This window comes from Nocardia lasii, assembly GCF_042658545.1.
Classification (GTDB): domain Bacteria; phylum Actinomycetota; class Actinomycetes; order Mycobacteriales; family Mycobacteriaceae; genus Nocardia; species Nocardia lasii.
On record NZ_JBHSQN010000002.1, the window covers coordinates 350,985 to 374,967 of the forward strand.

The window sequence follows — 23,983 nt, forward strand, 5'->3', positions numbered from 1 at the left end:
GGCTACCGAGGACGCCGGAGCTGGGGCGAACGGCTCCTAGGGTGATGCCTATGACTTCATGGACCGCATCCGACATCCCTGATCAAACCGGGCGCACCGCGATCATCACCGGCGCGAACTCCGGCCTCGGCCTCGTCACGGCGACCGAACTGGCACGGCACGGAGCCGACGTCATCCTCGCCGTGCGCAACACCACGGCGGGCGAGGAGGCAGCGGCGACGATCCGGGCCCAAGCCCCGGACGTCGGGGTTTCGATCCGGCAGCTCGACCTGGCCTCGCTCGACTCGGTCCGTGCGTTCGCCGAACGGGCGTCGGACGAGCTCGAGCGGGTCGACCTGCTGATCAACAACGCCGGCCTCGTCATCCTCGGCGATCGGCAGACGACCACCGACGGTTTCGAGCTGCACTTCGGCACCAACCACCTCGGCCACTTCGCGCTCACGGGCCGGCTGCTCCCGCTGCTCGAGCGCGGGCAGTCGCCCCGGGTGGTGTCGCTCAGTTCGATCTCCCACAAGGACGCCCACCTGAACTTCGACGACCTCATGTTCGAGAACACCTGGGACGCCTCCAAGGCCTACGGCGCGTCCAAACTCGCCAACACCGTGTTCGGCATCGAATTGGACCGCCGCCTGCGCGCCGCGGGTTCACCGGTCATCAGCACCCTCGCCCATCCGGGAGTGTCCCGGTCCAACCTCACGCCGCGGGCATGGGAGAGCCGGGGCGTGGTCGGGAAGATCATCGCCTCCGCCTACGCCGCCCTGAATACCCAGCCGACCGAGCAGGGCGCACTCCCCCAGCTCTATGCCGCCACCGCGAAAGATGTCCGAGGTGGTCAGTTCTTCGGTCCGGCCGGAAAGAACGAGCAGCGAGGAGACGTCACCGAGGTACACGCGTCGGCCGAGGCCCGTGATCCCGCTGTGGGGAAGAAACTTTGGGAGGTATCCGAGCAACTGACTCACGTCGACTACCTCGACGAGTGAACCCGCGATGATCGCGCAGCGTCCGAGTGCACGGTGCCTGATATCCAGCTGCGGATCGGAAGTCAGTAACGCCAGTTCAGCGTATCGCTGTCAACCGACACCGGGTCCGTACCGAGAGCGATATAGGCTTCTATCTCGCGTGACTCCAATATTTCGGAGATGCACCCGACTTCGCCTCCGACATAAGTACTCGGAAAGTCGTCCGGCGAGGAGACCAGCCACTTCCTGTCTTGGGTCCACCAGATCGTCGGCGGTAGTCCGTGAAAGTGGTCTATTGCCCTGGAAATTGGACCCTTGAAAATAAAGTAGCGCATATCTTGAATAGTCAATTTCGGCACTTCCGGGGGGATGCCGTCGAATGCGGTATTCCCCTCCCAGAAGGCAAAGTAACAACTGTCCGGCGTTGTCGTGTGCCGACGCAGGATGGACACGAGCTCGGGCAGCTGGTCGTCCCAGGAAATCGTCGGGTGTCGTTGCGTGGGCGGATGGTTTCTCAAATCCACATTCGACTCATTCGACAGGATCGCGCCGAGTTGCATCTGACGATGCACTGTCGCGCCGAGTGCGTCCGCAGCGTCCGACCAGCGAAGCCATACTTCTCGACCTGCGGAATCAGCACATTCGAGAGGATGTAATAACCGGGCGTAGGCCGGGAATATCCCAGGCAACAAGCTGTCGACCTGGGCCGGGAAGCGCCGTCGCATCCCCTCCGAGACCCATTCCAGCTGCGACAGGCCGGTCTCATGGATGTCTCCCTCTCGCCACTTCATCCCACGATTATTCTCATAGGAAGCCTCGGGTGTTGCCAGTTCAGTGGAGTCGTCGGGGCTCGCTCGCGATTCGCCGGAGCGACCCGCCACCGCACCACCCGGAAGAAGAACACCACCCGGGTTCTGATGGTCTCGCCCAACAAGCAGTCATGATTCGGTGGCAAACTGACCGTCCGAACCGCCGACACCGATTCCTTCACGAGCGCACACTGCTGTCATGCCCGAATTCAATTCGCCCGCAGTCGATTCCGGGGTGTTCGCCACTGAACAGCCCACTCTCGTCGGTACCGACGGGCTGACACTGCGGCCGTGGACAGATGCCGACGCGCCCGTTGTGTTCGCAGCCTTTCAAGACGCCGCGATCCGCCGTTGGCATGTGCGGAAAGCCGACTCGCTCAACGAGGTTCGCCCGTGGATCCGTACCTGGCGATCGGCCTGGCACGCCGGCAACGGCCAGTGGGCCGTCATCAGCGGCGGCGAAGTCGCCGGGCGGATCGGTCTTCGACGATCTGATCTCACCGAGGGTGTCACCGAACTCGCCTACTGGACGATGCCTGCCTGGCGCGGGCTCTGATCTTTGTATGACAAAGGGTTGGGAAGTCCGGTCAGGAGGCCGTGGTGGAGCACCCGCACGACAAGGCCGCGCACGATGAACCGACAGCACCGGTGGTCGGGGTGGCGCATCCGCTGCGCCGGGCGCGTGTTCGCGACCAGATCAGCCCGGCAACGCCGATGCCTACCAGTGCGAAGCCGAGGGGTTCTAGCCATGACAGGCTCACCAATAGTGTTCCGCCGCTGAGGATTCCGGCCGCGATCAAGATCGGCGCCAGGCAGCAGCCCAGGCACAGCAGAGCGCCGGCGCCGATCGGTGCCCACCAGCGCCGCGTCTTCGTGTCAGCAGCCACAGCCGCCTCCAGCGCTCGGACTGTGGGTGCCGTTGTCGAAAGGAACTGGGCACGTGGGTTGTTCGCTGCACGCGAGCAGATCGTCGCACCCCGCCATCAGTGCCGCGCGCAGCGTGTCACGTACCACGGTCAGCTCGGCGAGCTTCGCGTCGACCTCGGCAAGCTTCGCTGCCGCGCGAGCTTGCAGTCCGGCATCGGCGCGCCGGCGTCGGGTGCCGACGCGGCCGGCTGCCAGGAGCTCGGCGACCTCGTCGAGGGTGAACCCGAGACGCTGCGCGGCCTTGATCACCCGCAACACCGTCAGAGCCTGCTCGTCATAGAGGCGATGCCCGCCCAGCGAGCGGTCCGGTTCGGCCAGCAGCCCCCGGCGTTCGTAGTAGCGCAGCGTCTGCGCGTTGACCCCCGCGGCCGCGGCGAGCTCGCCGGTCCGCAGTCCGACAGTCACCGCCGGGCTCCGAGCGCGGCTTCCACGCGGGCGGCGAACGCGTCGAGCACGGGCCCGTAGGCGGCGGGCACTCCGACACGCATCACCAAGCCGTCGGCGTTGTCGAAGTCGAAGGTGAAGAACGAGCAGCAGCTCGATTCCCGAGCCGCGAGGTCGCGAGCGTCGGCTTCGGCCTCGGGTGCGATGCGCAGGTCGAGCCGCGTCGGCGTGGGGCGGTCGGTGCCGTGCACCGATTCGGCGAAGAACCGGTCGAATTCGGCAACGCGGATCGGTCGGTCCACGGTCGGTAGGGTGCACGCGTCCGGCACCCAGTCGCCGTGAGCTGCTGAAATCATCATGAATCCACGGTAAGCCTGTACCTGGGTACAGGATGCAAGTGCCGACACCCACTCGACGGCCACCGTGGAATACCGCTGCCCCGCCGGAGAGGTGAGACCTGTCTCAGATGTCGGTGCCGGAGACTACATTCCGACCGTATGAAGCCACACGGTTCGATCACCCCGCTGGTCGACGCGGTCGCAGCGCTGGATCCACGACCGCGTGACCGGCAGTGGGTGAGTCTGACGTTCTGTGTCCTCGACGCCGTGTACAGCATCGGCGCGAACTACGACCACCACGTAGTACCGGTCGTTCGACGCGTGGCAGCTGAGTTCGGAGTCGAGAACCCGGCGACGGATCCGGCGGTAGCGACGCTGATCGCGGATCCCGCGCCGCTCGGTGCGCTACTCGGTCGGTATCCGAACTCCGATGCGCTGATCTCGGTGACGGACAATCGGCAGAACACGTCCACGCGAGGCGGAATCCGCAAGGCTGACGCGGTCCTGCGCTATGCGGCGATCCTGCATGATCGTGGTGTCGACACGGTGACGGACGCGCGTGCCGCGCTGACCGACGAGCGTCGATGGGAACAGGTCGATCACGCATTGCGCACGGTTCCGGGCGACGGCGTCGCGGGTGTCAGGCGCGGGTATCTGTGGATGCTCGTCGGCGACCATGCGACCGTCAAGCCCGATCGGATGGTGCTTCGATGGCTGGCCCGAACCGGATTCCCCGTCGATGTGGCGGGTGCGCGATCGCTCCTGCGCGAGGTGTCGGAAGCACTGACCGACCGGCTCGGTCGCGATGTCTCACCGTGGGAAGTCGATCATGCGATCTGGAGTGCGGGGCGCCGCGGACAGCGGTGACGGACGCGCGCCCCGGCGCGGTCGGCCAGCGGGTCGGCGTATTCTCACCCTCGTGCCCACTGGCGGTAGCAAACAGGTTCGCGCCGCACGCAAGCGCAAGAAGCGGATGGCGAGCGTCTCCCATGACCTCACCGATGCGCAGTGGGACGCGCTCAAAGCCTCCTGGGGCGGCTGTGCCTACTGCGGCACTCCCGCTACGCCCCTGCAAAAGGACTGCGTACAGGCCATTTCGCGCGGCGGCCGCTACACCCTGCGCAATGTCGTACCCGCGTGCGCGTCGTGTAATGCCAGCAAGTGCAATGCCGAGGTAACCCTCTGGCTGCGCCGCAAGAAGCTCGACGAGCGATCCTTCCTCGTCCGCCATGTCGAGATCTCGACCGAGCTCGCGGCCGAATTCGCCTCGGTCACGTCCGCGCCAACCGAGTGACGAGGTCCTCCCAGCCACGGGCGAGGCGCTGCTCGAATCCGTCCTCGGGGTGCTCGCCGTCTTCGGGCGCCGGGTAGAGCAGTAGCGGCACGTCCAGGGCCGCGGTGAGTTGCATGGCGAGGATGTCCACGTCCTCGGCACCGATTCCCATCTGCTGCAACAGCATTCGAATGTGGATCCGGGATGTCATCGCGGGCGGACCGAAGGGGACGGGGGTGCGCCCGTCCAGTGCCGCACGCGCGACTTCGCGGTTCTGTCCCAAGAATCGCAACCGCGCGCGACCGAAGGCGATGAGTCGTGCCAACGGGTCCGCGCCGGGTCCCAGCGGCGGCGGGCCGAACAGCACGCGTTCCTGGAAGTCTCGTTCCCCGTCGTCGAGCAGGGCCATGAAGATGCCCGATCGCGTTCCGAACCGTCGGAACACCGTGCCCTTACCCAGCCCGGATCGCTCGGCGAGCGCGTCCATGGTGATCCGTTCGATGCCGACATCGGTCAGCATCTCGCGCGCCGTCGCGATCAAGATCGCCCGGTTCCTGGCGGCGTCTGCCCGCTCGGTGCCCATGCGGCCTCCCTTCACCGTCCGTCCTTGCCTCTCGAGCATAACCGGGGTAACGTTCCATTTAGAAAACGGGGTAAAGTCCGTTTAGTCGAGAAGAAGGAGCGTGACCATGTCCGAGTTCGATGTGCTGCCCGACGAGCGAACCGTCGCCGAGACCGTGGCAGCGCTGGAATCCCACGGCTTCACCGTCGAGGTCGTCGACGATCTGGCGGCCGCCAAGGACGCGACGCTGGCCCGCATCCCGCACGGCGCGAGGGTCTGGAAGAACACTTCGGTCACGCTCGACGAGACCGGCATCTCCGCCGAGGTCGACAACCCCGACGGCCCGTACGAGTCGGTCCGCCTGCAGATGACGGCGCAGAACTTCGCCAGTCGGGAGATGAAGGAGATCGCGGCCGCCCCGGACTACGCGCTCGGGAGCGTGCACGCGATCACCCGCGACGGCGAGCTGCTCATCGGCTCCGCGTCGGGCAGCCAGTTCGCGACCATCGCCTGGGGTGCGGACAAGGTCGTGCTGGTGGCCGGTCTGCAGAAGGTGGTACCGGATCTGGACACCGCGCGCCGCCGCGTGCGCGAGCACAGCCTGCCCCTGGAGAACGTGCGGGCACAGGCCGCATACGGGCAGGACAGTCACCTCAACAAAACACTCGAGATCTCCGGCGAGATGCCCGGCCGGACTCACCTGGTCCTGATCCGCCAGGCGATCGGCTACTGAGCTACCCCTTCACCACAGAAAAAGGAAAGACCGATGAATATCGCTGTATGGATCGTCACGGGAATCGTCGCGCTCGTTCTCGGCGGCGCCGGAGTGAGCAAACTCGTTCAATCCAAGGACAAGATTCTCGAGAATCCGAATATGGGCTGGGCCAACGATTTCAGTGAATCGGGTATCAGACTGATCGGCGTCGCCGAGGTCGCAGGCGCGCTGGGACTGGTGTTGCCGTGGGCGCTGGATATCGTGCCGGTCCTCACGCCCCTCGCCGGGTACGGCCTGGCCGCGATGATGATCGGAGTCGCTGTCGTCCATATCCGGCGTCGTGAATACTCCGGTCTGCCCTTCGTGTTCGCACTGGTCGCGGCAGCACTGTTCGTCGCCATCGCCCGCACGGTGGCGCTCTGAAACACGAGTCGCGGCCACCGGACTCACGGTGGACAGCCCCTAACCGTGGCGAGCTACGTCATCGCACAGGATGGCTGGCCACTCGGCGAGGTCGGCCGGGGTCTCCGCGACCGACAGCGAGGCTTTGGGCAGCAGGTCGACCAGCGCCTGCGCCGTCGAGACCGGATGACCCGGGTCGTCGATCCACGCCAGGATGGTCGTCGGCACGTCGAGCGCGGCGATGGCCTCGGGTGCAGGCAGGTCACTCAGCGCCGCACCGCGCAGCAACGACGGGAGCAGATCCGCGGCCACATCGGGGACGGTGTCCGGAGTGCCCGCGGTCGCCGGCGGACGGGGCGCGCTGAGGTCGGCGCTGAGGAAAGCGTCCAGGCCACGCTCCTCGATCAGGCGGGCGTTGGCGCGGTAGATCTCGGCCTTCGCGGCGCGGGTCGCCCACGCGGTCGCCGGGACCAACAGCGTCAGACCGGCGAAGCGATCGGGCTCGCGGACCGCCGCGTGCAGCAGGGTTCCGGTGCCCATCGAGGGGCCGACGCCGTGGACCTTCTCCCCGGGGAACCAGTGATCGAGCAGCCGGAGCAGGTCGTCGGCGAGCACGGTCCACTGGTAGTCGGTGTCGACGGCGCGCCCGGTCGAGCGGCCGTGACCGCGCGCGTCGTAGCGCAGCAACCGGGTTCCGCTCAGACCTCGACCGAGGTCCAGATCCATCAGGCGGTCGCGGTGGCGACTCGAGGTGAGACCGTGCAGTTGAACGACGGGGTGGCCCCCTTCGTCGCTCAATTCCACGTCGAGATCAGCGCCGGGAACATGGAAAGTCGGCACAGGTGACTCCAGGATGAGTGGTGAGACGCTCGGGAAGGTGCCTAGGATACCTGCTATGCGGCTGACAAACGTGGCGCACTTACGCCTCCCGTTCGGTCGGCTTCTCGGCTACGACGTCACCGTCGGTCCGCTCGGCCGCTCGCTTCCGGTGTCCTTCGATCAGCACCGTCACGTGGGCGCCGGTGATCGGCCCGGTTCGTGGATGGCGTTGTCGTTCAAGCTCTCCGGCGTGATCTCGGTCGAGGATCTGGCGACCGCGTGGTTGGCGGTGATCGCCCGCCACGGCACCCTGCGCTCGGTGTTCGTGCCGGGCGACCAGGACGGTCCCGAACTCCATTCGGTCGAGGTCGGTCCCGGCGGCTGGGTCGAGCACGAGATCGGCGCCGGGCAGGCGGTGAACGACGCCCTGCGCGAGGTGCTCGACCGGGCGTGCTCGCCGTATAACCGGCCCTCGCATCGACTGTGTGTGCTCGAGACCGCCGACGGGCCGACGGTCGTGATCGCCGCCGACCACTCCCACGTCGACATGTGGTCGATGCTGGTGATCGTGCGCGATCTGCTCACCGCCCTGGACACGGTGCGCCGGGGCGAGCTGCCGTCGCTCCCACCCGCACCCGCGTTCGCCCAACACACCGAGGCACTGCGCGAGCTCCCCCCGGCCCCGGCCGAGGTGCACCGCCGGTGGGCGCAGGTGCTCGCCGACAGCGGCGGGCTGATGCCCCGCTTCCCGCTCCCGCTGGGCACGACGTCGCTGCACCGCGAACGGGTCGAAGTGCGCGATGTCCTCGACGTGGACGACAGCGCCGCGTTCTCCGCCCAGGCCCGCGACGACGGGGTCTCGACCCTGGCGTTGGTGGTCGGGGCGATGACCGAGATCACCGAGGAACTGGCAGGCACCGCGTTGCGCGCGGTGTTCCCCGTGCACAGTCGCTTCGACAAGACCTGGCACGACTCGGTCGGCTGGTTCATCACCAACTCGGTGCTCGAATCCGGCGACGCCGATCCGCGCGCGTGCGCCGATGCGGTCAAGGAAGCCGTTCGACTCGGGTCGTGGCCACTGGCCGACATCTTGGAGCCGTGGGGCGGAATGCCCGAAGCGCCAGGCATGTTCGCGATCTCCTGGCTCGACCTGCGCCGCCTGCCGGTGCGCGTCGACGCGACCGGATTGGCCGCGGAATACGTCGGCGCGACGATCCGCACCGACGGCGTGATGCTCTGGTTCATCCTCGACGAAACCGGACTGCACCTGCGCTGCCGCTACCCCGACACCCCGGAAGCCCGACACCACGTCGGCAGTTGGCTCGACGCCCTGATCGCCCGACTGCGAGCCAAAGCCCGCGCGTCGATCGGCGCCCGCCTGCGCGTCGGCGACCGGATCTACCGCGTGCAGCGGGCCGAACGCACCGACGTGCCCGACCTGGTCACGCTGCTCGCCGACGACGAGATCAGTCGCACCCGCGAAATCGCCGAGCTCGCCCGCTACGAGGAGGCGTTCGACGCGGTCACCCGGGACCAGACCCACTACCTGGCGGTGGTCCGCGACGACACCGACCGCATCGTCGGCACCATGCAGCTCACCATCATCCCGGGCCTCTCCCGCGGCGGCACCACCCGACTCCAGATCGAAGGCGTGCGCGTGGCCGCCGCCCACCGCAGCCTCGGAATCGGCACCGCGATGCTCGAATGGGCGCACATCCACGGCCGCCACCGCGGCGCGACCCTCGCCCAGATCACCACCGACCGCCTCCGCGGCCGCGCCCACACCTTCTACGCGCGCCTTGGCTACGCCAACGACCACATCGGACTCAAACGCTCACTGTGATTGCCGCACTGCCGGATTGCGCCCACCGTGCTACGCTCCGGCCGAGGTCAGCGCGCTGAGTGGAGGGTTCTTCGTTGTCCGGACCCCTCACCGATCGCTTCGGGGACTATCGGCTCGATCGCCGCCTCGGCGCGGGCGCCATGGGTGAGGTCTGGCTCGCGTTCGACACAGCCAACGACCGCGCGGTCGCGCTGAAGGTGCTGCCCGCGACGCTGTCACGAGATCCCGTGTACCGCACCAGGTTCGACCGCGAAGCGACGGCGGCCGCGAGCGTTCACCATCCCCATGTGGTCGCCATCCTCGCCCACGGCGCGATCGAGGGACGGCTCTACATCGCCATGGATCCGATCGATGGGACGGATCTGGCGACCCGGTTGACGCAGGGTCCCTTGCCGGTTGCCCAGGCTGTCGGGATCGTCGCCCAGATCGCGGACGCTCTCGACGCGGTCCACGACGCCGGGTTGGTGCATCGCGACGTCAAGCCGTCCAACATCATGATCGATGCCGACGGAGTCGCGCGTCTGATCGATTTCGGCATCGCGTGGCGCGAGGATCAGACCAGCCTGACCGCGACCGGCGCGACGGTGGGGACCTGGGCCTATATGGCGCCGGAACGGTTCTCCGGCACCGTGTCCCGACTGTCGGACGTGTACTCGCTCGCCTGTGTGCTCTACGAATGCCTCACCGCCCGAAGACCTTTCGGCGACGCCGACCCCGCGCGGCAGATGCACGCCCAGTTGACGGCGCCGCCCCCGCGCGCACGGCAGGTCGTTCGCACGGTCCCCCGCGCACTCGACGCGGTGATCGCCGACGGCATGGCGAAGGACCCGAGCGGACGCCCGCACAGTGCGGGCGCGTTGGCCCGCGCCGCGCAGGACGCGACCCGCCCGCGAGCCGTTCGCACCGGGTTGCTCGTCGGCGCCGCCGTGCTCGTTCTCGTGGCGGGCCTGGCGACAGCGCACACCCTGCGGCCCGCCGAAGGATCCACCCACCCGGACGCCGCGCCGACCCGATCGCAGCCCGAGACCACCGTGCCGAAGCCGGCCGCGAAATTCGCTGCGACAGCGACGATCCCGGTGAACAGCGCACCGCGCGGGATCGCCGTCGACTCGGTGACCGGTTCGACCTACATCGTCGGCAGCGATTCGCTCGCCGTCCTCGACGCCCGTCGGACACTCGCGCGAACGATCCCGCTGAGCGGGCGTCCACGCGACGTGACGGTCGACGCCGCGGCCGGAAAGGTGTTCGTCGGCGACATCGACGGCGGCGTCCACATCGTGGACACCCGCACCGACACCGTGCTCGGAACCGTTGCCACCGGCGGCTATTCGGTCGGCGTCGCGGCGGATCCGGTGGCGCGGCGGGCCTACGTCACCGACCTCGGCGACGACACCGTCGGCGTGATCGACTCCACCACGAACACCCTGTCGGGCACCATCCACGGCATCCGGTCCCCGGTCGGAATCGCGGCCTATCCCTCCGGCAACACCCTGTATGTGACCAATCAATCGCACCGCACGGTGTCGGTGATCGATACCCGCACGGACGCGATCACCGCGACGATCCCGGTCGGCGCCGAACCGATCGCGATCGCCGTCGACGAGTCGAAAGGTGTTGTCTACGTGGTCAACTACTCGTCGGAATCGGTGTCGGTGATCGACACGACGACCAATACCGTCACCGCCACCGTCAAGGTCGGCTACGCCCCGCAGGCGGTGGCGGTCGACGCGGCGCGCGGCCTGGTCTATGTCGCCCAGTACACCACGGTGACCGTCATCGACGCGTTCGACAACACCCGCGTCGCCTCCGTGCCGGTCGGCACCTCGACCTCGGGGCCCGGGATCGCGGTCGACGCGTCCACCCACGAGGTCCTGGTCACCAATGAGGACGACGACACCGTGACGCTGATCTCGGCGAATCCGCGATGACACACCGGGTTTCGTTCGGCCGCTACACCCTCGAGCATCTGCTCGGGGAGGGCGGCATGGGGCAGGTGTGGTCGGCGTTCGACACCCAGACCCGGCGCCGGGTGGCCGTCAAAGTGCTGCCCGCGGACTTCGCGCGCGATGACGAGTACCGGACGCGGTTCCTGCGGGAAGCGCAGGCAACGGCCAGTTTGCAGGAACCGCATGTGGTTCCCATCCACGACTTCGGTGAGATCGAGGGCCGACTCTTCATCGACATGGCGTTGATCGTCGGTGACGACGTCGGCACCGTGCTGCGGCGATCCGGGCCGATGACACCGGCCGAGGCGATCAGCGTCGTCGAACAGACCGCGGCCGCGCTCGACGCCGCCCACGCGATCGGTCTCGTTCATCGCGATGTGAAGCCGTCCAACATCGTCACGCACGCGACCGGCTTCGTGTATCTGATCGATTTCGGTATCGCGTGGCGCCAGGATCAGCCGACCCTGACCGAGCAGGGCGCGGCCGTCGGCACCTGGGCCTATATGGCTCCCGAGCGCTTCGAGGGCGAGCTCTCCGCGCAGGTCGACGTCTATTCGCTGGCCTGCGTGCTGTACGAATGCCTCACCGGCAGTAAACCTTTCGTGAACCCGGAGCCCGCGCAGCAATTGGTCGCGCACATGTTCCACGACCCGCCCCGAGCCGGGGCCGTGAATCCGGCGGTGCCCGCCGCCCTCGACGAGGTCATCGCCCGAGGAATGGCGAAGCGGCCGGGCGATCGTCACGAGAGCGCCGGTGCGCTGGCCGCCGCCGCGCGGGCCGCGTTGGACATGCCCGCGCGTCTGGCCGTCACCGAGGTGGCCGCGCCGCGACTGGCCGCGACGACACCGCAGGTCGCGACCGGTCCGCGCCGGAACACGCGCCGGGCGGCCCTCGGCGCGGTGTCGGTGGCAGTGCTCGCGGTGGCGGCGATCGGCGTCGCCGCCATGGACGGCGAGACGCCACAGGACCCGCAGTCGTCCACGGAGGCGACCGCGCCGCCGGATCCGCCCGGCTCGATCCTGGCCACCATCGCGACCGGGGCGGGCACGAACGCCGTCGCGATCGACCCCGACGGCTACGCGTACGTGTCGAACGGAACCGACGGCTCGGTAGCCGTGCTCGACACGACCGAGCGGGTCCTGCTGACGACGACGAATGTCGAAGCGGGACCGATCGCGCTCGCGGTCGACACCGCGGCGAAGTCGGTCTATGTCGCGAACGCGCGCAGCGGCACGCTGTCGGTCATCGACACCGGAACCCGAACCCTGCGCGCGACCATCGAACTCGACGTCATCGCCTTGACAGCGGTCGTCGACCCGGCGGCGAGGACCGTGTACTCGACAACCCACGGCAGCGCCGACACGCTCTTCGCCGTCGACACCGCGACCGACGAGGTCCGAACATCGACGACCTTCGACTGCGGGCGAAGCTTCCCGTTCGGGCTGGCGGTCGACACCGAACTCGGGATCGCGCTCGTGACGTGCACGAACGACATCGTCATGCTCGACACCGCGACGATGTCGGTGACCGGCCGCATCCCCACCGGTCCCCGCCCGCACGGCATCGTCCTCGACGCCGCCCGCCACATCGCCTACGTCGCCAACCGCGACGCCGGCAGCGTGCACGCGGTCGACATACGTTCCGGCACAGTGCTGTCCACCGTGAAGGTCGGTCGTGACTCGGCACTGCTGACCCTCGATCCCGCGTCGAACACGGTCTACGTCGCCAACCGTGACGATCGCACGGTCTCGATGATCGACACCGTGTTCAACACGGTGGTCGCGACCGTCGATATCGGCGGCATACCGCAGGGCATCGCCGTGGATCCACGCACCCGGACGGTGTATGTGGCCGACTCGGAGCGCGGGGTGGTGGTCGTGCTCGCGGGGCGCGGGTAGCCGCGCTGCGCGGGTTCCCACTGAGCGAGACAGTGTCGGTCAATTGTCCAATTCGGTGGGTGGTGTCGGCGCGCGGCAACTACGGTGCCCCGCATGTCTCGTACTCACCGCATCGTCGCGGCCGCAGCCATGGCCGCCGTCCCCTTCGTCACGGCGGCGCCCGCTCCGGCGGCTCCGGTCGTGCACAAGGTCGTGGTCATCGGTATCGACGGCACGCTGTGGAGTGAGGTGTCCGCGGCCGACGCGCCCAACCTCGACCGGCTGGCCGCCCAGGGCACGCTCGCCCGCACCTCCATCGCGCCGCACACCACCATGTCGTGCGTGTCGTGGGCGACGGCGTTGACCGGGGTGTGGGACACCAAGCACGGGATCCAGGACAACGGATCCACCTGCAACGCAGCACCTTTCGCGCAGTTTCCGACGGTATTCACGCAGGTGGAGCGCGAGCGTCCGGCATTGTCGACGGCCGCCATCGGAACCTGGGACACGATCGGCATGATCGCGCGCACGGGCAATCCCCGGGCCGACCGGGTGACCGTCACCCAGATCGACCCCACCGGCGCGGGCCTGTGCGAATCCACCGCCGACACCGCCGCCACCGCGCAGGTCGTCTCGGCCGTCGCCGAGGGCACCGACCTGCTCTTCACCCACCTCGACCAGGTGGATATCGTCGGACACACCCTGCGCGGAATCTGGCCGCAGGCCTACCGCGACGCCATCAGCCGCGTGGACGGCCTGGTCGGCAAGATCACCGCCGCCGTCGACGCCCGCGCAGCCGCGCACCCCGACGAGCGCTGGACGATCCTGGTCACCACCGACCACGGCCACCAGCCCGAGGGCGGCCACGGCGGCCAGAGTCCTTACGAGACAGCCAGTTTCGTCATCGCCCGCGGCCCGGGTTTCGCGGCGGGAACCCAGCACAACGGATACACCCTCGCCGACATCACCCCCACCGTGCTTGACCTCCTCGACATCTCGCCCCCGACGAACCTCGACGGCGAATCGATGCTGTCGGGCGGCTCGGGCAACCCCTCGGCACCGGTCCCCAACACTCCCCCGGTCGACGCCGGACTCACCGGTTCCTCCGCCGGTTCGGCACAGGCGGCGATGGTGGCGAATCCACTGTGCGTCTTGGGAACCGGGTCGGCGGGCGGTTCGTCCGAGCGGTGAGATCACGTCTTGTGGGCCACTACTTTTGACAGCTCAGCGGTAGGAGTCGCGAGGGAGTGGCCAGGTGTCGGGGTTTTCGGGGTTCGCCAGCCAGTGGGGGCCGTGATGGTGGAACAGTTCGTCGGTCAGGGGGGTGCGGTCGATCGCGGTTACTCGGCCGTCGAGGTCGTTGCCGCCGGGGCGTGGGACGGGGTCGCAGGGGTTGCGGGTGAGGTCGAGGACGGGGAGGGCGTGTAGGTGGGGGGAGGCTGCGAGTGCGCGGACGCCGGGTTCGCCGATTCTGTTGTGGGACAGGCCGAGCCAGTGCAGGTGGTCGAGTCCGGGGGCGGTGGCGAGCTGGGTGGCGTGGTCGTCGGTGAGGCCGAGGCCGACCAGTTCGAGGGAGACGAGGCCGGCCAGGTGTGGGGAGACGAGCAGTTCGGCGAGCCGGTCGGCCGTGCCGGTGAGGTTGACGTGTTGGATCGGGGCCAGGCGGCGGAGGTGGGCGCCTTCGGCGAGGAAGCGGTCGAGCGGCAGGGTGATCTCGCCGACCGCGCCGCGGTGGAATCGGTAGTCGTCGACGAGGTCGGCGATCGGGGCGGCCCATTCGGCGCCGTGCGCGCGGAGGAGTTCTCGTTCGCGTCGGATCAGCGGGCCGTCGTGGTGGCCCGATGCCGCGGTGGCGGCGAGGTCGAGTTGTAGGTCGATGAACTCGCCCTGGGGGTGGGCTCGTCGCCGCAGGTAGCCGGCGAGGTCGCGGCGCGGGCCTTCGGCGTCGGGGTCGTCCAGGATGGCGTGGCGGAGACCGTGCTCGTCGCGCAGGGGTGGTTGTAATCCCTTGGTGCGCAATGTTTCCGCGACCCGCGCGTTGTGGACGCGGACGCGGTGTCGTTCGCGGGCGGTCGCGAGTGGGTCGTCGAAGACGCGTCGACCGAAGTCGCCTTCGAAGTTCTCCAGGGCGGTTCGGGTGCCGTCGGCGCGGATGCGGCCGTGCCAGCGGGTGAAGTCGTGGTCGTCGTTGCCATCCCGGTAGAAGTCGAGCAGCCAGCCGTTCTCGTCGTGATCGGCGCGAACGCTGAAGAGTTCACGGCTCGGCGCGTCGGGAGTGCGGGGGTGGTGGACGCGACCGGTGAGCAAGGGGTCCGCGAGGGCCGATCCGTGCACCGAGACATCGGCCAGGGCCGCGAGGAAGACCGACCGGACGTCGGCGGGCACGGAACGGCTACGCGTCTCATTCATGACCTCGATCGTGACAGGTCGCCACGATCAGCTCTGCCCACCCAAGGGGTCGGATCCGATACCTCCGTGGGTGGCGAGCCGAGCGTGGCGTCGACGACCTACCCGGCTGACCCGCTCGACACCGTTCCCGTTCGCCAGTATTCGGTGAGCACGGCGAAATCGTCGGCATCGAGCATGGGTTCCGGGCGGAGTTGGAATTGCACGCCCCCGATCGTGACGGTGATGAATTCGGTGCGCTCGACGAGTTCGACGGCGCCGAAAGGCCGGTCGTTCGAGGCGGTATCGAGGAGGAAGCTGACGACATTGTCGGCGGTCGGGGTCGCGCCGTGCCAGGACAGGGCGAATCCGTTGCCCGAAAGCAGCGGCCACAGACGGAATGCGAGTGCGTTCGCGAGCGGGCCGGGAACGTCGCACAGCACGCCGACAACCCGTCCGAGTACCTCGAAAACATGGGGATCACTCCGACGTTCCTCGATGTCGATCTCGAATGTCGTCATGCTGTGCGATCTTTGTCTGCCGGATGCGGTATCGGTTGTCGGCACGCCGAAGTCCGCGGGGCGGTTTGACGGACGGTAGCGCGATCGGCCGCTGCCGTCGGGTGGGAAACGGGCGCGCGGGACCGGTGCTCGCGTAACGTCCGGGAGGCCGGATCCGACCGCACTGGTGTGGGTCAGGCTATCGAGGACGGGATTTTGGGCGCGTGAGAGCCGATCGGATGAGGCGAACAGCGGTGATGGTGGGGGCCGCGGGCGTCTTCGGGATCCTCGGTTACAGCGGGTTCGCGGGGGCGCAGCCGAGCGCGCCCGGCGACGAGATCGCCGTGGTGGGTGGGGTTCGCTCCACCGGTGTTCCTAGTGACAGCGCCGCTGCCGGGTTCGTGGCGGGTCCGGGAAACCACGGTAATGGAGGAAACAACGGGAACTCCGGCAACGGGAACTCGGGTAACGGTGGCGGCAACGGTAACGGTAACGGCAACCATGGCAATGGTGGCGGCAACGGTAACGGTAACGGCAACCATGGCAATGGTGGCGGCAACGGCAACGGCAACGGTAACCATGGCAATGGTGGCGGCAACGGTAACGGTAACGGCAACCATGGCAATGGTGGCGGCAACGGTAACGGCAACCAGGGGAATGGTGGCGGCAACGGTAACGGCAACCAGGGGAATGGTGGCGGCAACCAGGGGAACAACGGAAACCAAAACCCCGGCAACGGAAATGGCAACCAAGGCAACGGCGGCGGAAACCAAGGAAACAACGGAAACCAAAACCCCGGCAACGGTAACGGCAACCAAGGCAACGGCGGCGGCAACCAAGGAAACAACGGAAACCAAAACCCCGGCAACGGAAATGGCAACCAAGGGAACGGTGGCGGAAACCAAGGCAACAATCCGAACCCCGGCAATCCGAACCCCGGCCCCGCACCCGCCCCGGCACCCGAGCCCGAGGCCCCCGCTCCCGAACCCCCGGCACCTCACATTCCAGCACCAGCTCCGGCCCCCGAAGCCCCGACCCCTGGCGAACCGCCCGCACCATCCGCACCACCCGAGCCAGCGCCTGCCCAACCCGACACCCCCGAACCCAGCGACGGATCGGGCGGCGCACCGGGCCGCGACACCCCCGGCGACGACTCCACCCCACCCGCGGAATCGTCTCCCGGCGACCCCGCGGAAGCCCCCGGTCCACCAGCCTCCGACGGAGCAGCCCCTTCCTCCCCTGGCGACAGCGCGGCAGCCCCGACCCACGACGTCCGACCGACCAGCGACCTGGGCACCCTCCCCGAACCGGACCTCGTCTCGGTGATCGGCGGCCTTCTCGCCCTCGGACTCGCCGGTGGTGGATCGGCCGCGGTCAGTTTCCAGAGCGCCGCCCAAGCGCAGGCGCGCATCGACGCCGCCCGAACGGAGTTCTTCGGGCCACGGGTCAGCACGGATTAATGTCACGACGGTCTCGGTATGCCACCATCGAACAACAAAGGTCACACGCTCATTGATCTTCCAGCAACCGGCCAGCACCATGAATTATGGCCACCGACGAAGCGCAGCAGATCGAAGCAGTTGTCCAGCGCCTCGCCCAGCGATATCCCAGCATCCCTTTCGAGGATGTCGAGGACGCGGTCTACCTCGCCTACGGCACGTTCGATGACGCCCGGGTGCGCGACTTCATCCCGCTCCTGGTCGAACGCCGCGCAACGCGAGCTCTCGCCACCGCCCCGCACCCCGCGCTGGTCGAACCTGCCCCCCAGCCCATCGTCGCGCCGGTCGACGCCGTCGAGCACCGACCCGCTCCGTCGCTGACCTCTACGGCGTGAAGTAGTCCGGCATACCCGAGCCGTAGCTGGACGGCAAGAACCCCAGTCCCAGAACATTTTTCATCCTGCACACCGACCGACATTCCCGCCTGCCATCGCCCCGGAGCGGGTGCGGCACCCGTTTGGTGCTTCCGATACCGGGTAGTCGGCCGTCGAGCAGGAGGAGAGGTGGATGACGGCCGAGAAGGTAGCCGAACGGGAGTCGGCACCACAGGACTGGCAGGATGGGCCGTCGACGCTGACAGGGCGGTCGTGGTGGGGCGTGCTGCGTCGAACCGTGGACGAGTTCCTCGAGGACGGGGTGACCGATTGGGCCGCCGCGCTCACCTATTACAGCGTGCTGTCGCTGTTCCCCGGCATCATCGTGCTCACCGCGATACTCGGCCTGCTCGACGCCTCGGCGACCGACTCGCTCATCCTGACCATCGAGCAACTGGGCCCCGGCCCCGGCACCGACCTGCTCATCGACGCCATCCGGGAGCTGCAGGGTTCGCGCGCACTGGCCGGTCCGCTGGCGGTCGTCGGTGTGCTGACGGCGCTGTGGACGGCGTCCGGCTATATCGGGGCCTTCATCCGGGCCGCCAACACGATCTATGACACCGAAGAGGGTCGCCCGGTCTGGAAGACGCTGCCGCTGCGGGTCGGGCTGACCGCGGTCATGGTCGTGCTGATCGCGCTGTGTGTGGTCGGGGTGCTGTTCACCGGCAGATTCGCCGAGGCGGCGGGTGGGTGGCTCGGCGTCGGCTCGGTCGGGGTGCTGATCTGGGATGTCGTCAAGTGGCCGGTGCTGGCCGTGCTCGTCAGTCTCGGGATCGCTCTGCTGTATTGGGCCGCGCCCAACGCGCGACAGCCGGGGTTCCGGTGGTTGTCGCCCGGCAGCGTGCTCGCGGTGGTGTTGTGGATCCTCGCCTCGGTCGGATTCACCGTCTACGCGGCCGATTTCGGTTCCTACAACAAGGTGTACGGCTCGCTGGCCGGCGCCGTCGCCTTCCTGGTGTGGCTGTGGCTCAGCAATGTCGCGGTCCTGCTCGGCGCCGAATTCGACGCCGAACTGGCGCGCGCCCGCCGCATCGAACACGGCCAATCCCCCGACCACGAACCCGTGCTCCCCCCGCGAGACGCACCCGAATGAGGAGGAAATGCCATGACCGACACACCCGACGGCCCCGAAGAATCGAGCCGTGACCGGCAGGAATTCGAGGAGATCGTCGCCGACCTGACCGACGAACCCCACGTCGCCAAGGACTACGAGGACAAGGTCACCGACGCGAAGTACGGGCTACTGGCGGCCGGTGACCAGGTGCGCGACACGGCGGACCAGGTGCGAGCCGCCACCGAGGAACAGACCCGACAGGCGGCCGACAAGATCGAGTCCTCGGTCCCCGAGCCGGTAGCCGACCACGGCAAGCAGGCGATTCGCCTCATGCCGGTTGTCGCCGCCGCGATCTCGGCCGCGGCCCTGGTCTACCGACTGGTGCGACGACGGCGGTGAGGGTCGGGCCGCCGTAGCCGACCCACCACCTCGACACCGCCGAATTCGCGCGACACCTGACTCAGCGGCGGTACTCCCGCACGAAGTCCGGGTCGACGCCCACCGGACCCAGGGCCGTCGCCCCGCCCGGTAGACCCAGTGGTTCCGTGCGTCCCGGCAGCGGCTCGCTGAAGAAGCGGGCGTTCTCGACGACGAATCGCTGCTGCTCGGCGGGGACGTCGTCCTCGTAGTAGATCGCCTCGGCGGGGCAGGCCAGTTCGCACCCGCCGCAGTCGATGCACTCCGTGGGATGGATGTAGGCCATGCGGTCGCCGATGTAGATGCAGTCGACCGGGCATTCGTTCATGCATGCCCGGTCCAGGACATCGATACAGGCTTCACCCACGACATTGGCCATTTCGGTTCCCCCTTCGTCGGACTCGCGAGAGTCGGTGCTGTGAACAGCATGCCCGTAGCCACCCTCGCGCGCTTGCCGATTCACCCGTTCCGGGTGAGTCCGTGGGCATGCTTCGCTGGTGTGCTTGATCCCGGTGGCTGCCCGGGGCGGGTGGTCCGACGGGAGGAGCACTCGTGAACGCGTACCCGCCGATCGGCGAGCACGGGATCGTCGGTGATCTGCAGACCGCGGCGCTGGTGTCGAGTGCGGGCACGATCGACTGGTGGTGTGCGCCGCGGTTCGACTCGCCGAGCGTGTTCGCCTCGCTGCTCGACAGCGAGAAGGGCGGGGAATGCTCGATCGTGGTCGAACCGGCGGTGGGTGCGATCACGGTGCGGCAGCTGTATCTGCCCGATACGGCCATCCTGTTGACCCGGTTCTCCGGGCCCGACGGGGTGGGCGAGGTGGCCGATTTAATGGAACCGATCCTGGGCACCGAGCCCGCCGCACGCCACCGGTTGGTGCGGGTCGTGCGGGTGGTGCGCGGGAAGCTGTCCTTCGCGATCGCCTGCCGGCCCCGGTTCGATTACGCGCGCGCCACCCACACCCTCGAGCTGCCCGACGAGCGGACCGCCGTGTTCGCCTCGCCGGTGGCCGATCTGCACCTGCAGGCCACCGCCCCGATCACCCTCGATGCCGACGGCACCGACGTCACCGCCCGGTTCACGCTCTCGGCCGGTGAGCGGGCCGCGATCGTGCTGACCACCGCTCCCCCGGGCGCGGAGGTCTCCGCGGCGCCGGACTGGGCGTCGGTCTTCGGGGAGTTCGACCGGTGTCGGCGCTTCTGGCAGAACTGGTTGCGCGCGTCGACCTACCGTGGGCGCTGGCGCAATATGGTCAACCGCTCGGCGATCACCCTCAAGTTGCTCACCTACGCCCCGACGGGCGCGCCGATCGCCGCCGCCACCATGGGTCTGCCCGAACAGATTGGCGGCGAACGCAATTGGGACTACCGCTACACCTGGATCCGGGACGCGTCGCTGTCGGTGCGGGCGCTGTCGGATCTGGGTTTCACCGAGGAGGCGTTCGACTTCCGTCGCTGGTTGCGCGCGCGGGTCGAGGCGGGCGACACCGGTTCGGGCGAACCCTTGCAGATCATGTACCGGGTCGACGGTGACCCGCACCTGACCGAGGAGATCCTGCCCCACCTGGAGGGATATCAGGGTTCGGCGCCGGTGCGGCTGGGCAACGGGGCCGCCGATCAGATCCAGCTCGATATCTACGGCGAGGCCGCCGACGCGCTGTCGCAGGGTTCGAACAAGGCCGCCATCACCGGTTGGCGGACCTTCAGCGGCCTGGTCGACTGGCTGGCCGACCACTGGGATCGTCCCGACGAGGGCATCTGGGAAACCCGCGGCGGGCAGAAGGATTTCACCTACAGCAGGCTGATGACCTGGGTGGCCTTCGATCGCAGTATCCGACTGGCGAACGAGCACGCCCGGCCCGCCGACATCGCCCGCTGGACCACCGAACGCGACGCGGTCTTCCAGCAGATCGTGGACCGGGGCTGGAGCGAGAAACGCCAGTCCTTCGTCCAGCACTACGGGTCCGATGTCCTGGACGCCTCGCTGCTGCTGATGCCCCGGATGGGTTTCCTGTCACCGACCGATCCGATGTGGTTGAGCACGCTCGACGCGATGGACCGGGAACTGGTCAGCGACAGCCTGGTCTATCGCTACGACCCGGAGGTCTCCCCCGACGGGTTGGAAGGCACCGAGGGCACGTTCAATCTGTGCAGTTTTCTCTATGTCGAGGCGCTGGCGCGGACCGGTCGCGTGCAGCAGGCCCGCTACGCCTTCGACAAGATGCTGACCTACGCCAACCATGTGGGGCTGTTCGCCGAGGAGATCGGCGCCTCCGGTGAGCAGTTGGGCAACTTCCCGCAGGCCTTCACCCACCTGGCCCTGATCGCCGCCGCCCTGTCGCTCGACGAGGAACTCGACCGGGTCGAGGCCGCGCCGCCGACGCCCTCGGTGCATCCTTCGCGCATCGATTAGGTGCGGGTCGGGACCGGCGTGAGGTGACCGCGCCGGGCCCACAGTGCCCGCGCCAGCGCCGAGCCCGCCACCCGGGTGCGGCGCGCGTTGCCGACGGTGGCGCGGGCGGTGAACACGGCGAAGTCGCTGTGTTCGATGCGGTCGAGGATCTCGGAATACAGCACCGCGGCGGTGGACACACAGGGTCGCGAGATGGGGTGCAGTCGCTCGATTCCGTTGTGGGCGTAGCGATACCAGTGTCGGGCGATCGCGTGTTGGGCGGCGAGCGCGGCGCGGACCTTGGTGTCGGTGCGCCGATGCGCGTGGCACCACTGCAATCTGGCGCGGTCCACGTCGAAGGCGGCCAGCTCGTCGGCGGGCAGGTATACCCGGCCGCGGTCGAGGTCCTCGGCGATGTCGCGCAGGAAGTTGGTGAGCTGGAAGGCTTTTCCCAATGCCGCCGCGTACGGGGCGGCGTCGGCGCGCTCGCCGACGGTGCCGAGCACGGGCAGGACCTGGAGGCCGATCACGTCGGCCGAACCGTGCACGTAGCGGTCGAGGGCGGCGCGGTCGGGGTAGTCGGTGACGGTCAGATCCATGCGCATCGAGTCGAGGAATTCGTCGAACAGGACGTGGTCGATCTCGTAGCGGGTGGCGGTGTCGGCGAGCGCGGCGAAGATCGGGTCCGCAGCCGGGGCACCGGTCAGGGCTTCGCGCAGGGTCTCGGTGAGCGCGTCGAGTCGGGTCGCGGGGGTGGCGACGGGGTCGTCGGCGCGGGGTTCGTCGACGATGTCGTCGGCCCAGCGGGCGAAACCGTAGAGGGCGTGGATCGCGGGGCGCTGGGCGGGGGCGAGCAGTCGGGTGGCGAGGTAGAACGTGCGGCCGTGGCGGGCGTTGAGTTCCCGGCAGCGCTGGTAGGCCGCGCGCAGGGCGGGATCGTGGATGCCCGCGGCGTCGAGTTCGGTGCGGATCGTCATCGGCCGCCACCGGCCAGGGTCGAAGTCCGGGTAGTCGACACCGTGCCGGTGACGCGGTCGGCGGCGAGTCGGCCCGACAGCAGCGCCGTGGGGACGCCGACGCCGGGGACGGTGCCGCAGCCCGCCAGCACCGCGTTGGACACCCCGCGCGGCAGGTTCGCGGGACGGAACGGGCCGGTTTGGGCGAAGGTGTGCGCGAGCGAGAACGGGGTTCCGGCCAGCAGGCCCTGGCGTTGCCAGTCGGCGGGAGTGTCGATGTGCACGACGCGGGCGTCGCGGACGAAGCCGGGCACCAGGCGGTCCTCGACGATCGCGGTGAGCTCCTCGGCGTAGGACTCGGCGCGGCGATCCCAATCCAGCGCACCACCGCGCTCGAGGTTGGGCACGGGGGCCAGCACGGTGAACACGTCGTCGCCGGGCGGGGCCAGGGCGGGGTCGGTGGCGCTGGGGCGGGTCACCAGCAGCGACGGATCCGTCATCAGGGTGCCCGCGCCGATCAGTTCGTCGAAGGTCCGCTCCCACGCGTCGCCGAAGACGAGGTTGTGGTGCGCGGTCGGCACCGAGTGCCGCAGACCGAGGTGCACGACGACCGCGGACGGTGCGGGGCGCCAGCTGATCGGGCGGCGCGGGGCGCGGTCGAGCAGCTCGTAGGCGGTGGGCAGTTCGGTCGCCAGAACCACTGCGTCACAACGGATTCGGTCGCCTCGATCGGTGTGCACCGCGGTGACTCGCGAACCGTTGCGTTCCAGCTCGTCGACGGTTTCGCCGTAGCGGAAGTTCACCCCGGCGTCGACGGCCGCGGCGGCCAGGGCGTCCGGGAGCGCGCGCATGCCGCCGCGCGGGAAGTAGACCCCGCCCACGGTGTCCATGTAGGAGATCACCGCGTACAGCGCCAGCGCGCGCTGGGGCGAGACGCCCGCGTAGAGCGATTGGAAGGTGAAGACCCGGCGCAGCCGCTCGTCGTCGAGGAACGAGCCGACCGCCCGGTCGAGGCTGCGGAAACCGCCGAGCGCGATCAGGCGGGCGAACGCCGGGGTGAGCAGCGACAGCGGGGAATCGGTGTTCGAGGCGATGAATCGATCGAATTCGACCTGGTAGAGCTCGCTCAACCAGGTGCGCAGTCGGCGGTATCCGTCGACCTCCTTCGCACCGGCGAAGGCCCGCACCGATTCCTCCATGGCCGCGGCGTCGCTGTGGATGTCGAGCGCGCTGCCGTCGGCGAAGTGCGCGCGATAGGCGGGCGTGACCGGCAGCAGGTCCAGTCGGGACTCGAGGCTGTCGCCGACCGCGGCGAGAGTGTCGGCGACGATGTCGGGCATGGTGAGCACCGACGGACCGGTGTCGAGCTGGTAGCCGTCGATGTCGCGGCGTCCGGCGCGACCGCCGGGGACGGTGTCGCGTTCCACCACCGTGACGCTGCGACCGCGTCCGGCCAGGTGCAGGGCCGCGGCCAGACCGGCCAGACCGGCGCCGACGACGACCACCTCGTCGGTTCTTCCCGAAATCGTTCGCATTTCCTACCTTTCAGA

General features: G+C 68.5%; 25 protein-coding genes. 14 read left to right on the top strand and 11 right to left on the bottom strand.

What is annotated here, in order from left to right; translation table 11 throughout:
• Positions 1–50: 50 nt before the first annotated feature.
• Positions 51–980: an oxidoreductase gene (locus ACFP3H_RS05415; RefSeq protein ID WP_378600446.1), complete on the top strand. Its 930-nt coding sequence runs from the start codon at positions 51–53 to the stop codon at positions 978–980.
• A gap of 62 nt (positions 981–1,042) precedes the next feature.
• On the opposite strand, the gene ACFP3H_RS05420 is transcribed toward ACFP3H_RS05415, so the two are convergent.
• Entirely contained in the window at positions 1,043–1,750 is a 708-nt protein-coding gene (locus ACFP3H_RS05420; RefSeq protein WP_378600449.1) for a hypothetical protein, read from the bottom strand.
• A 217-nt stretch (positions 1,751–1,967) separates the two neighbouring features.
• Between ACFP3H_RS05420 and ACFP3H_RS05425 the strand changes: the two genes are divergently transcribed.
• Entirely contained in the window at positions 1,968–2,324 is a 357-nt protein-coding gene (locus ACFP3H_RS05425; protein ID WP_378600451.1) for a GNAT family N-acetyltransferase, read from the top strand.
• Positions 2,325–2,644: 320 nt separating this feature from the next.
• On the opposite strand, the gene ACFP3H_RS05430 is transcribed toward ACFP3H_RS05425, so the two are convergent.
• Together ACFP3H_RS05430 and ACFP3H_RS05435 are read right to left on the bottom strand one after the other, a co-directional pair.
• Positions 2,645–3,100, bottom strand: coding sequence for a MerR family transcriptional regulator (locus tag ACFP3H_RS05430; protein WP_378600454.1), 456 nt, complete (start codon positions 3,098–3,100; stop codon positions 2,645–2,647).
• Positions 3,097–3,381, bottom strand: a complete 285-nt coding sequence (locus ACFP3H_RS05435; protein WP_378600457.1) for a hypothetical protein — start codon at positions 3,379–3,381, stop codon at positions 3,097–3,099. Before ACFP3H_RS05435 ends, ACFP3H_RS05430 begins: the two co-directional genes overlap by 4 nt.
• A gap of 195 nt (positions 3,382–3,576) precedes the next feature.
• Here ACFP3H_RS05435 and ACFP3H_RS05440 point away from each other — a divergent pair, with 195 nt between their 5' ends.
• Both ACFP3H_RS05440 and ACFP3H_RS05445 read left to right on the top strand, forming a co-directional pair.
• A complete protein-coding gene (locus ACFP3H_RS05440; protein WP_378600459.1) occupies positions 3,577–4,284 on the top strand; it encodes a hypothetical protein in 708 nt (235 codons plus the stop codon).
• A 52-nt stretch (positions 4,285–4,336) separates the two neighbouring features.
• Positions 4,337–4,711, top strand: a complete 375-nt coding sequence (locus ACFP3H_RS05445; protein WP_378600461.1) for an HNH endonuclease — start codon at positions 4,337–4,339, stop codon at positions 4,709–4,711.
• Here ACFP3H_RS05445 and ACFP3H_RS05450 read toward each other — a convergent pair.
• Positions 4,689–5,273 (bottom strand): TetR/AcrR family transcriptional regulator, encoded by a 585-nt coding sequence (locus ACFP3H_RS05450; RefSeq protein ID WP_378600464.1) that lies wholly within the window; start codon positions 5,271–5,273, stop codon positions 4,689–4,691. The genes ACFP3H_RS05445 and ACFP3H_RS05450 overlap by 23 nt on opposite strands.
• A 106-nt stretch (positions 5,274–5,379) precedes the next feature.
• Between ACFP3H_RS05450 and ACFP3H_RS05455 the strand changes: the two genes are divergently transcribed.
• Entirely contained in the window at positions 5,380–5,985 is a 606-nt protein-coding gene (locus ACFP3H_RS05455) for an LUD domain-containing protein (protein WP_378600466.1), read from the top strand.
• A gap of 33 nt (positions 5,986–6,018) precedes the next feature.
• Positions 6,019–6,390: a DoxX family protein gene (locus tag ACFP3H_RS05460; RefSeq protein ID WP_378600469.1), complete on the top strand. Its 372-nt coding sequence runs from the start codon at positions 6,019–6,021 to the stop codon at positions 6,388–6,390.
• A 39-nt stretch (positions 6,391–6,429) separates the two neighbouring features.
• Here ACFP3H_RS05460 and ACFP3H_RS05465 read toward each other — a convergent pair whose 3' ends face one another.
• Positions 6,430–7,209 carry an alpha/beta fold hydrolase gene (locus ACFP3H_RS05465; RefSeq protein WP_378600471.1) on the bottom strand — a complete coding sequence of 260 codons (780 nt, stop codon included), beginning with the start codon at positions 7,207–7,209 and terminating at the stop codon, positions 6,430–6,432.
• Positions 7,210–7,264: 55 nt separating this feature from the next.
• On the opposite strand from ACFP3H_RS05465, the gene ACFP3H_RS05470 reads away from it, so the two are divergent.
• The 4 genes from ACFP3H_RS05470 (at position 7,265) to ACFP3H_RS05485 (ending at position 14,045) form a co-directional block, all read left to right on the top strand.
• Positions 7,265–9,031, top strand: a complete 1,767-nt coding sequence (locus tag ACFP3H_RS05470; RefSeq protein WP_378600474.1) for a GNAT family N-acetyltransferase — start codon at positions 7,265–7,267, stop codon at positions 9,029–9,031.
• A 74-nt stretch (positions 9,032–9,105) separates the two neighbouring features.
• Positions 9,106–10,959 (top strand): serine/threonine-protein kinase, encoded by a 1,854-nt coding sequence (locus ACFP3H_RS05475; protein WP_378600476.1) that lies wholly within the window; start codon positions 9,106–9,108, stop codon positions 10,957–10,959.
• The gene (locus ACFP3H_RS05480; RefSeq protein WP_378600479.1) at positions 10,956–12,875 is read left to right on the top strand and encodes a serine/threonine-protein kinase; all 1,920 of its coding nucleotides are present in this window, start codon (positions 10,956–10,958) and stop codon (positions 12,873–12,875) included. The genes ACFP3H_RS05475 and ACFP3H_RS05480 overlap by 4 nt, the downstream gene beginning before the upstream one ends.
• A 93-nt stretch (positions 12,876–12,968) precedes the next feature.
• Positions 12,969–14,045, top strand: coding sequence for an alkaline phosphatase family protein (locus tag ACFP3H_RS05485; RefSeq protein ID WP_378600481.1), 1,077 nt, complete (start codon positions 12,969–12,971; stop codon positions 14,043–14,045).
• Positions 14,046–14,078: 33 nt separating this feature from the next.
• Here ACFP3H_RS05485 and ACFP3H_RS05490 read toward each other — a convergent pair whose 3' ends face one another.
• The 3 genes from ACFP3H_RS05490 to ACFP3H_RS05500 form a co-directional block, all read right to left on the bottom strand.
• The gene (locus ACFP3H_RS05490) at positions 14,079–15,263 is read right to left on the bottom strand and encodes a hypothetical protein (protein ID WP_378600484.1); all 1,185 of its coding nucleotides are present in this window, start codon (positions 15,261–15,263) and stop codon (positions 14,079–14,081) included.
• A gap of 98 nt (positions 15,264–15,361) precedes the next feature.
• Positions 15,362–15,760, bottom strand: a complete 399-nt coding sequence (locus ACFP3H_RS05495; protein WP_378600486.1) for a hypothetical protein — start codon at positions 15,758–15,760, stop codon at positions 15,362–15,364.
• A gap of 173 nt (positions 15,761–15,933) precedes the next feature.
• Positions 15,934–16,644 carry a hypothetical protein gene (locus ACFP3H_RS05500; protein ID WP_378600489.1) on the bottom strand — a complete coding sequence of 237 codons (711 nt, stop codon included), beginning with the start codon at positions 16,642–16,644 and terminating at the stop codon, positions 15,934–15,936.
• Between the two features lie 641 nt (positions 16,645–17,285).
• On the opposite strand from ACFP3H_RS05500, the gene ACFP3H_RS05505 reads away from it, so the two are divergent.
• The 3 genes from ACFP3H_RS05505 to ACFP3H_RS05515 all read left to right on the top strand — a co-directional run bounded on the left by ACFP3H_RS05505 (position 17,286) and on the right by ACFP3H_RS05515 (position 19,065).
• Entirely contained in the window at positions 17,286–17,573 is a 288-nt protein-coding gene (locus ACFP3H_RS05505; protein WP_378600491.1) for a three-helix bundle dimerization domain-containing protein, read from the top strand.
• Between the two features lie 172 nt (positions 17,574–17,745).
• Positions 17,746–18,705: a YihY/virulence factor BrkB family protein gene (locus tag ACFP3H_RS05510; RefSeq protein WP_378600494.1), complete on the top strand. Its 960-nt coding sequence runs from the start codon at positions 17,746–17,748 to the stop codon at positions 18,703–18,705.
• A gap of 12 nt (positions 18,706–18,717) precedes the next feature.
• Positions 18,718–19,065 carry a hypothetical protein gene (locus ACFP3H_RS05515; RefSeq protein WP_378600496.1) on the top strand — a complete coding sequence of 116 codons (348 nt, stop codon included), beginning with the start codon at positions 18,718–18,720 and terminating at the stop codon, positions 19,063–19,065.
• 61 nt (positions 19,066–19,126) lie between these two features.
• On the opposite strand, the gene fdxA is transcribed toward ACFP3H_RS05515, so the two are convergent.
• Positions 19,127–19,462 (bottom strand): ferredoxin, encoded by a 336-nt coding sequence (fdxA, locus tag ACFP3H_RS05520; RefSeq protein WP_378600499.1) that lies wholly within the window; start codon positions 19,460–19,462, stop codon positions 19,127–19,129.
• Between the two features lie 173 nt (positions 19,463–19,635).
• On the opposite strand from fdxA, the gene ACFP3H_RS05525 reads away from it, so the two are divergent.
• On the top strand, positions 19,636–21,498 hold the full coding sequence (locus ACFP3H_RS05525; protein WP_378600501.1) for a glycoside hydrolase family 15 protein: 1,863 nt from the start codon (positions 19,636–19,638) through the stop codon (positions 21,496–21,498).
• Here the strand turns inward: ACFP3H_RS05525 and ACFP3H_RS05530 are convergent.
• Both ACFP3H_RS05530 and crtI read right to left on the bottom strand, forming a co-directional pair.
• Positions 21,495–22,454 carry a phytoene/squalene synthase family protein gene (locus tag ACFP3H_RS05530; protein WP_378600504.1) on the bottom strand — a complete coding sequence of 320 codons (960 nt, stop codon included), beginning with the start codon at positions 22,452–22,454 and terminating at the stop codon, positions 21,495–21,497. The two genes, ACFP3H_RS05525 and ACFP3H_RS05530, sit on opposite strands and share 4 nt — an antisense overlap.
• The gene (gene crtI, locus ACFP3H_RS05535; RefSeq protein WP_378600507.1) at positions 22,451–23,968 is read right to left on the bottom strand and encodes a phytoene desaturase family protein; all 1,518 of its coding nucleotides are present in this window, start codon (positions 23,966–23,968) and stop codon (positions 22,451–22,453) included. The genes ACFP3H_RS05530 and crtI overlap by 4 nt, the downstream gene beginning before the upstream one ends.
• Positions 23,969–23,983: the final 15 nt, after the last annotated feature.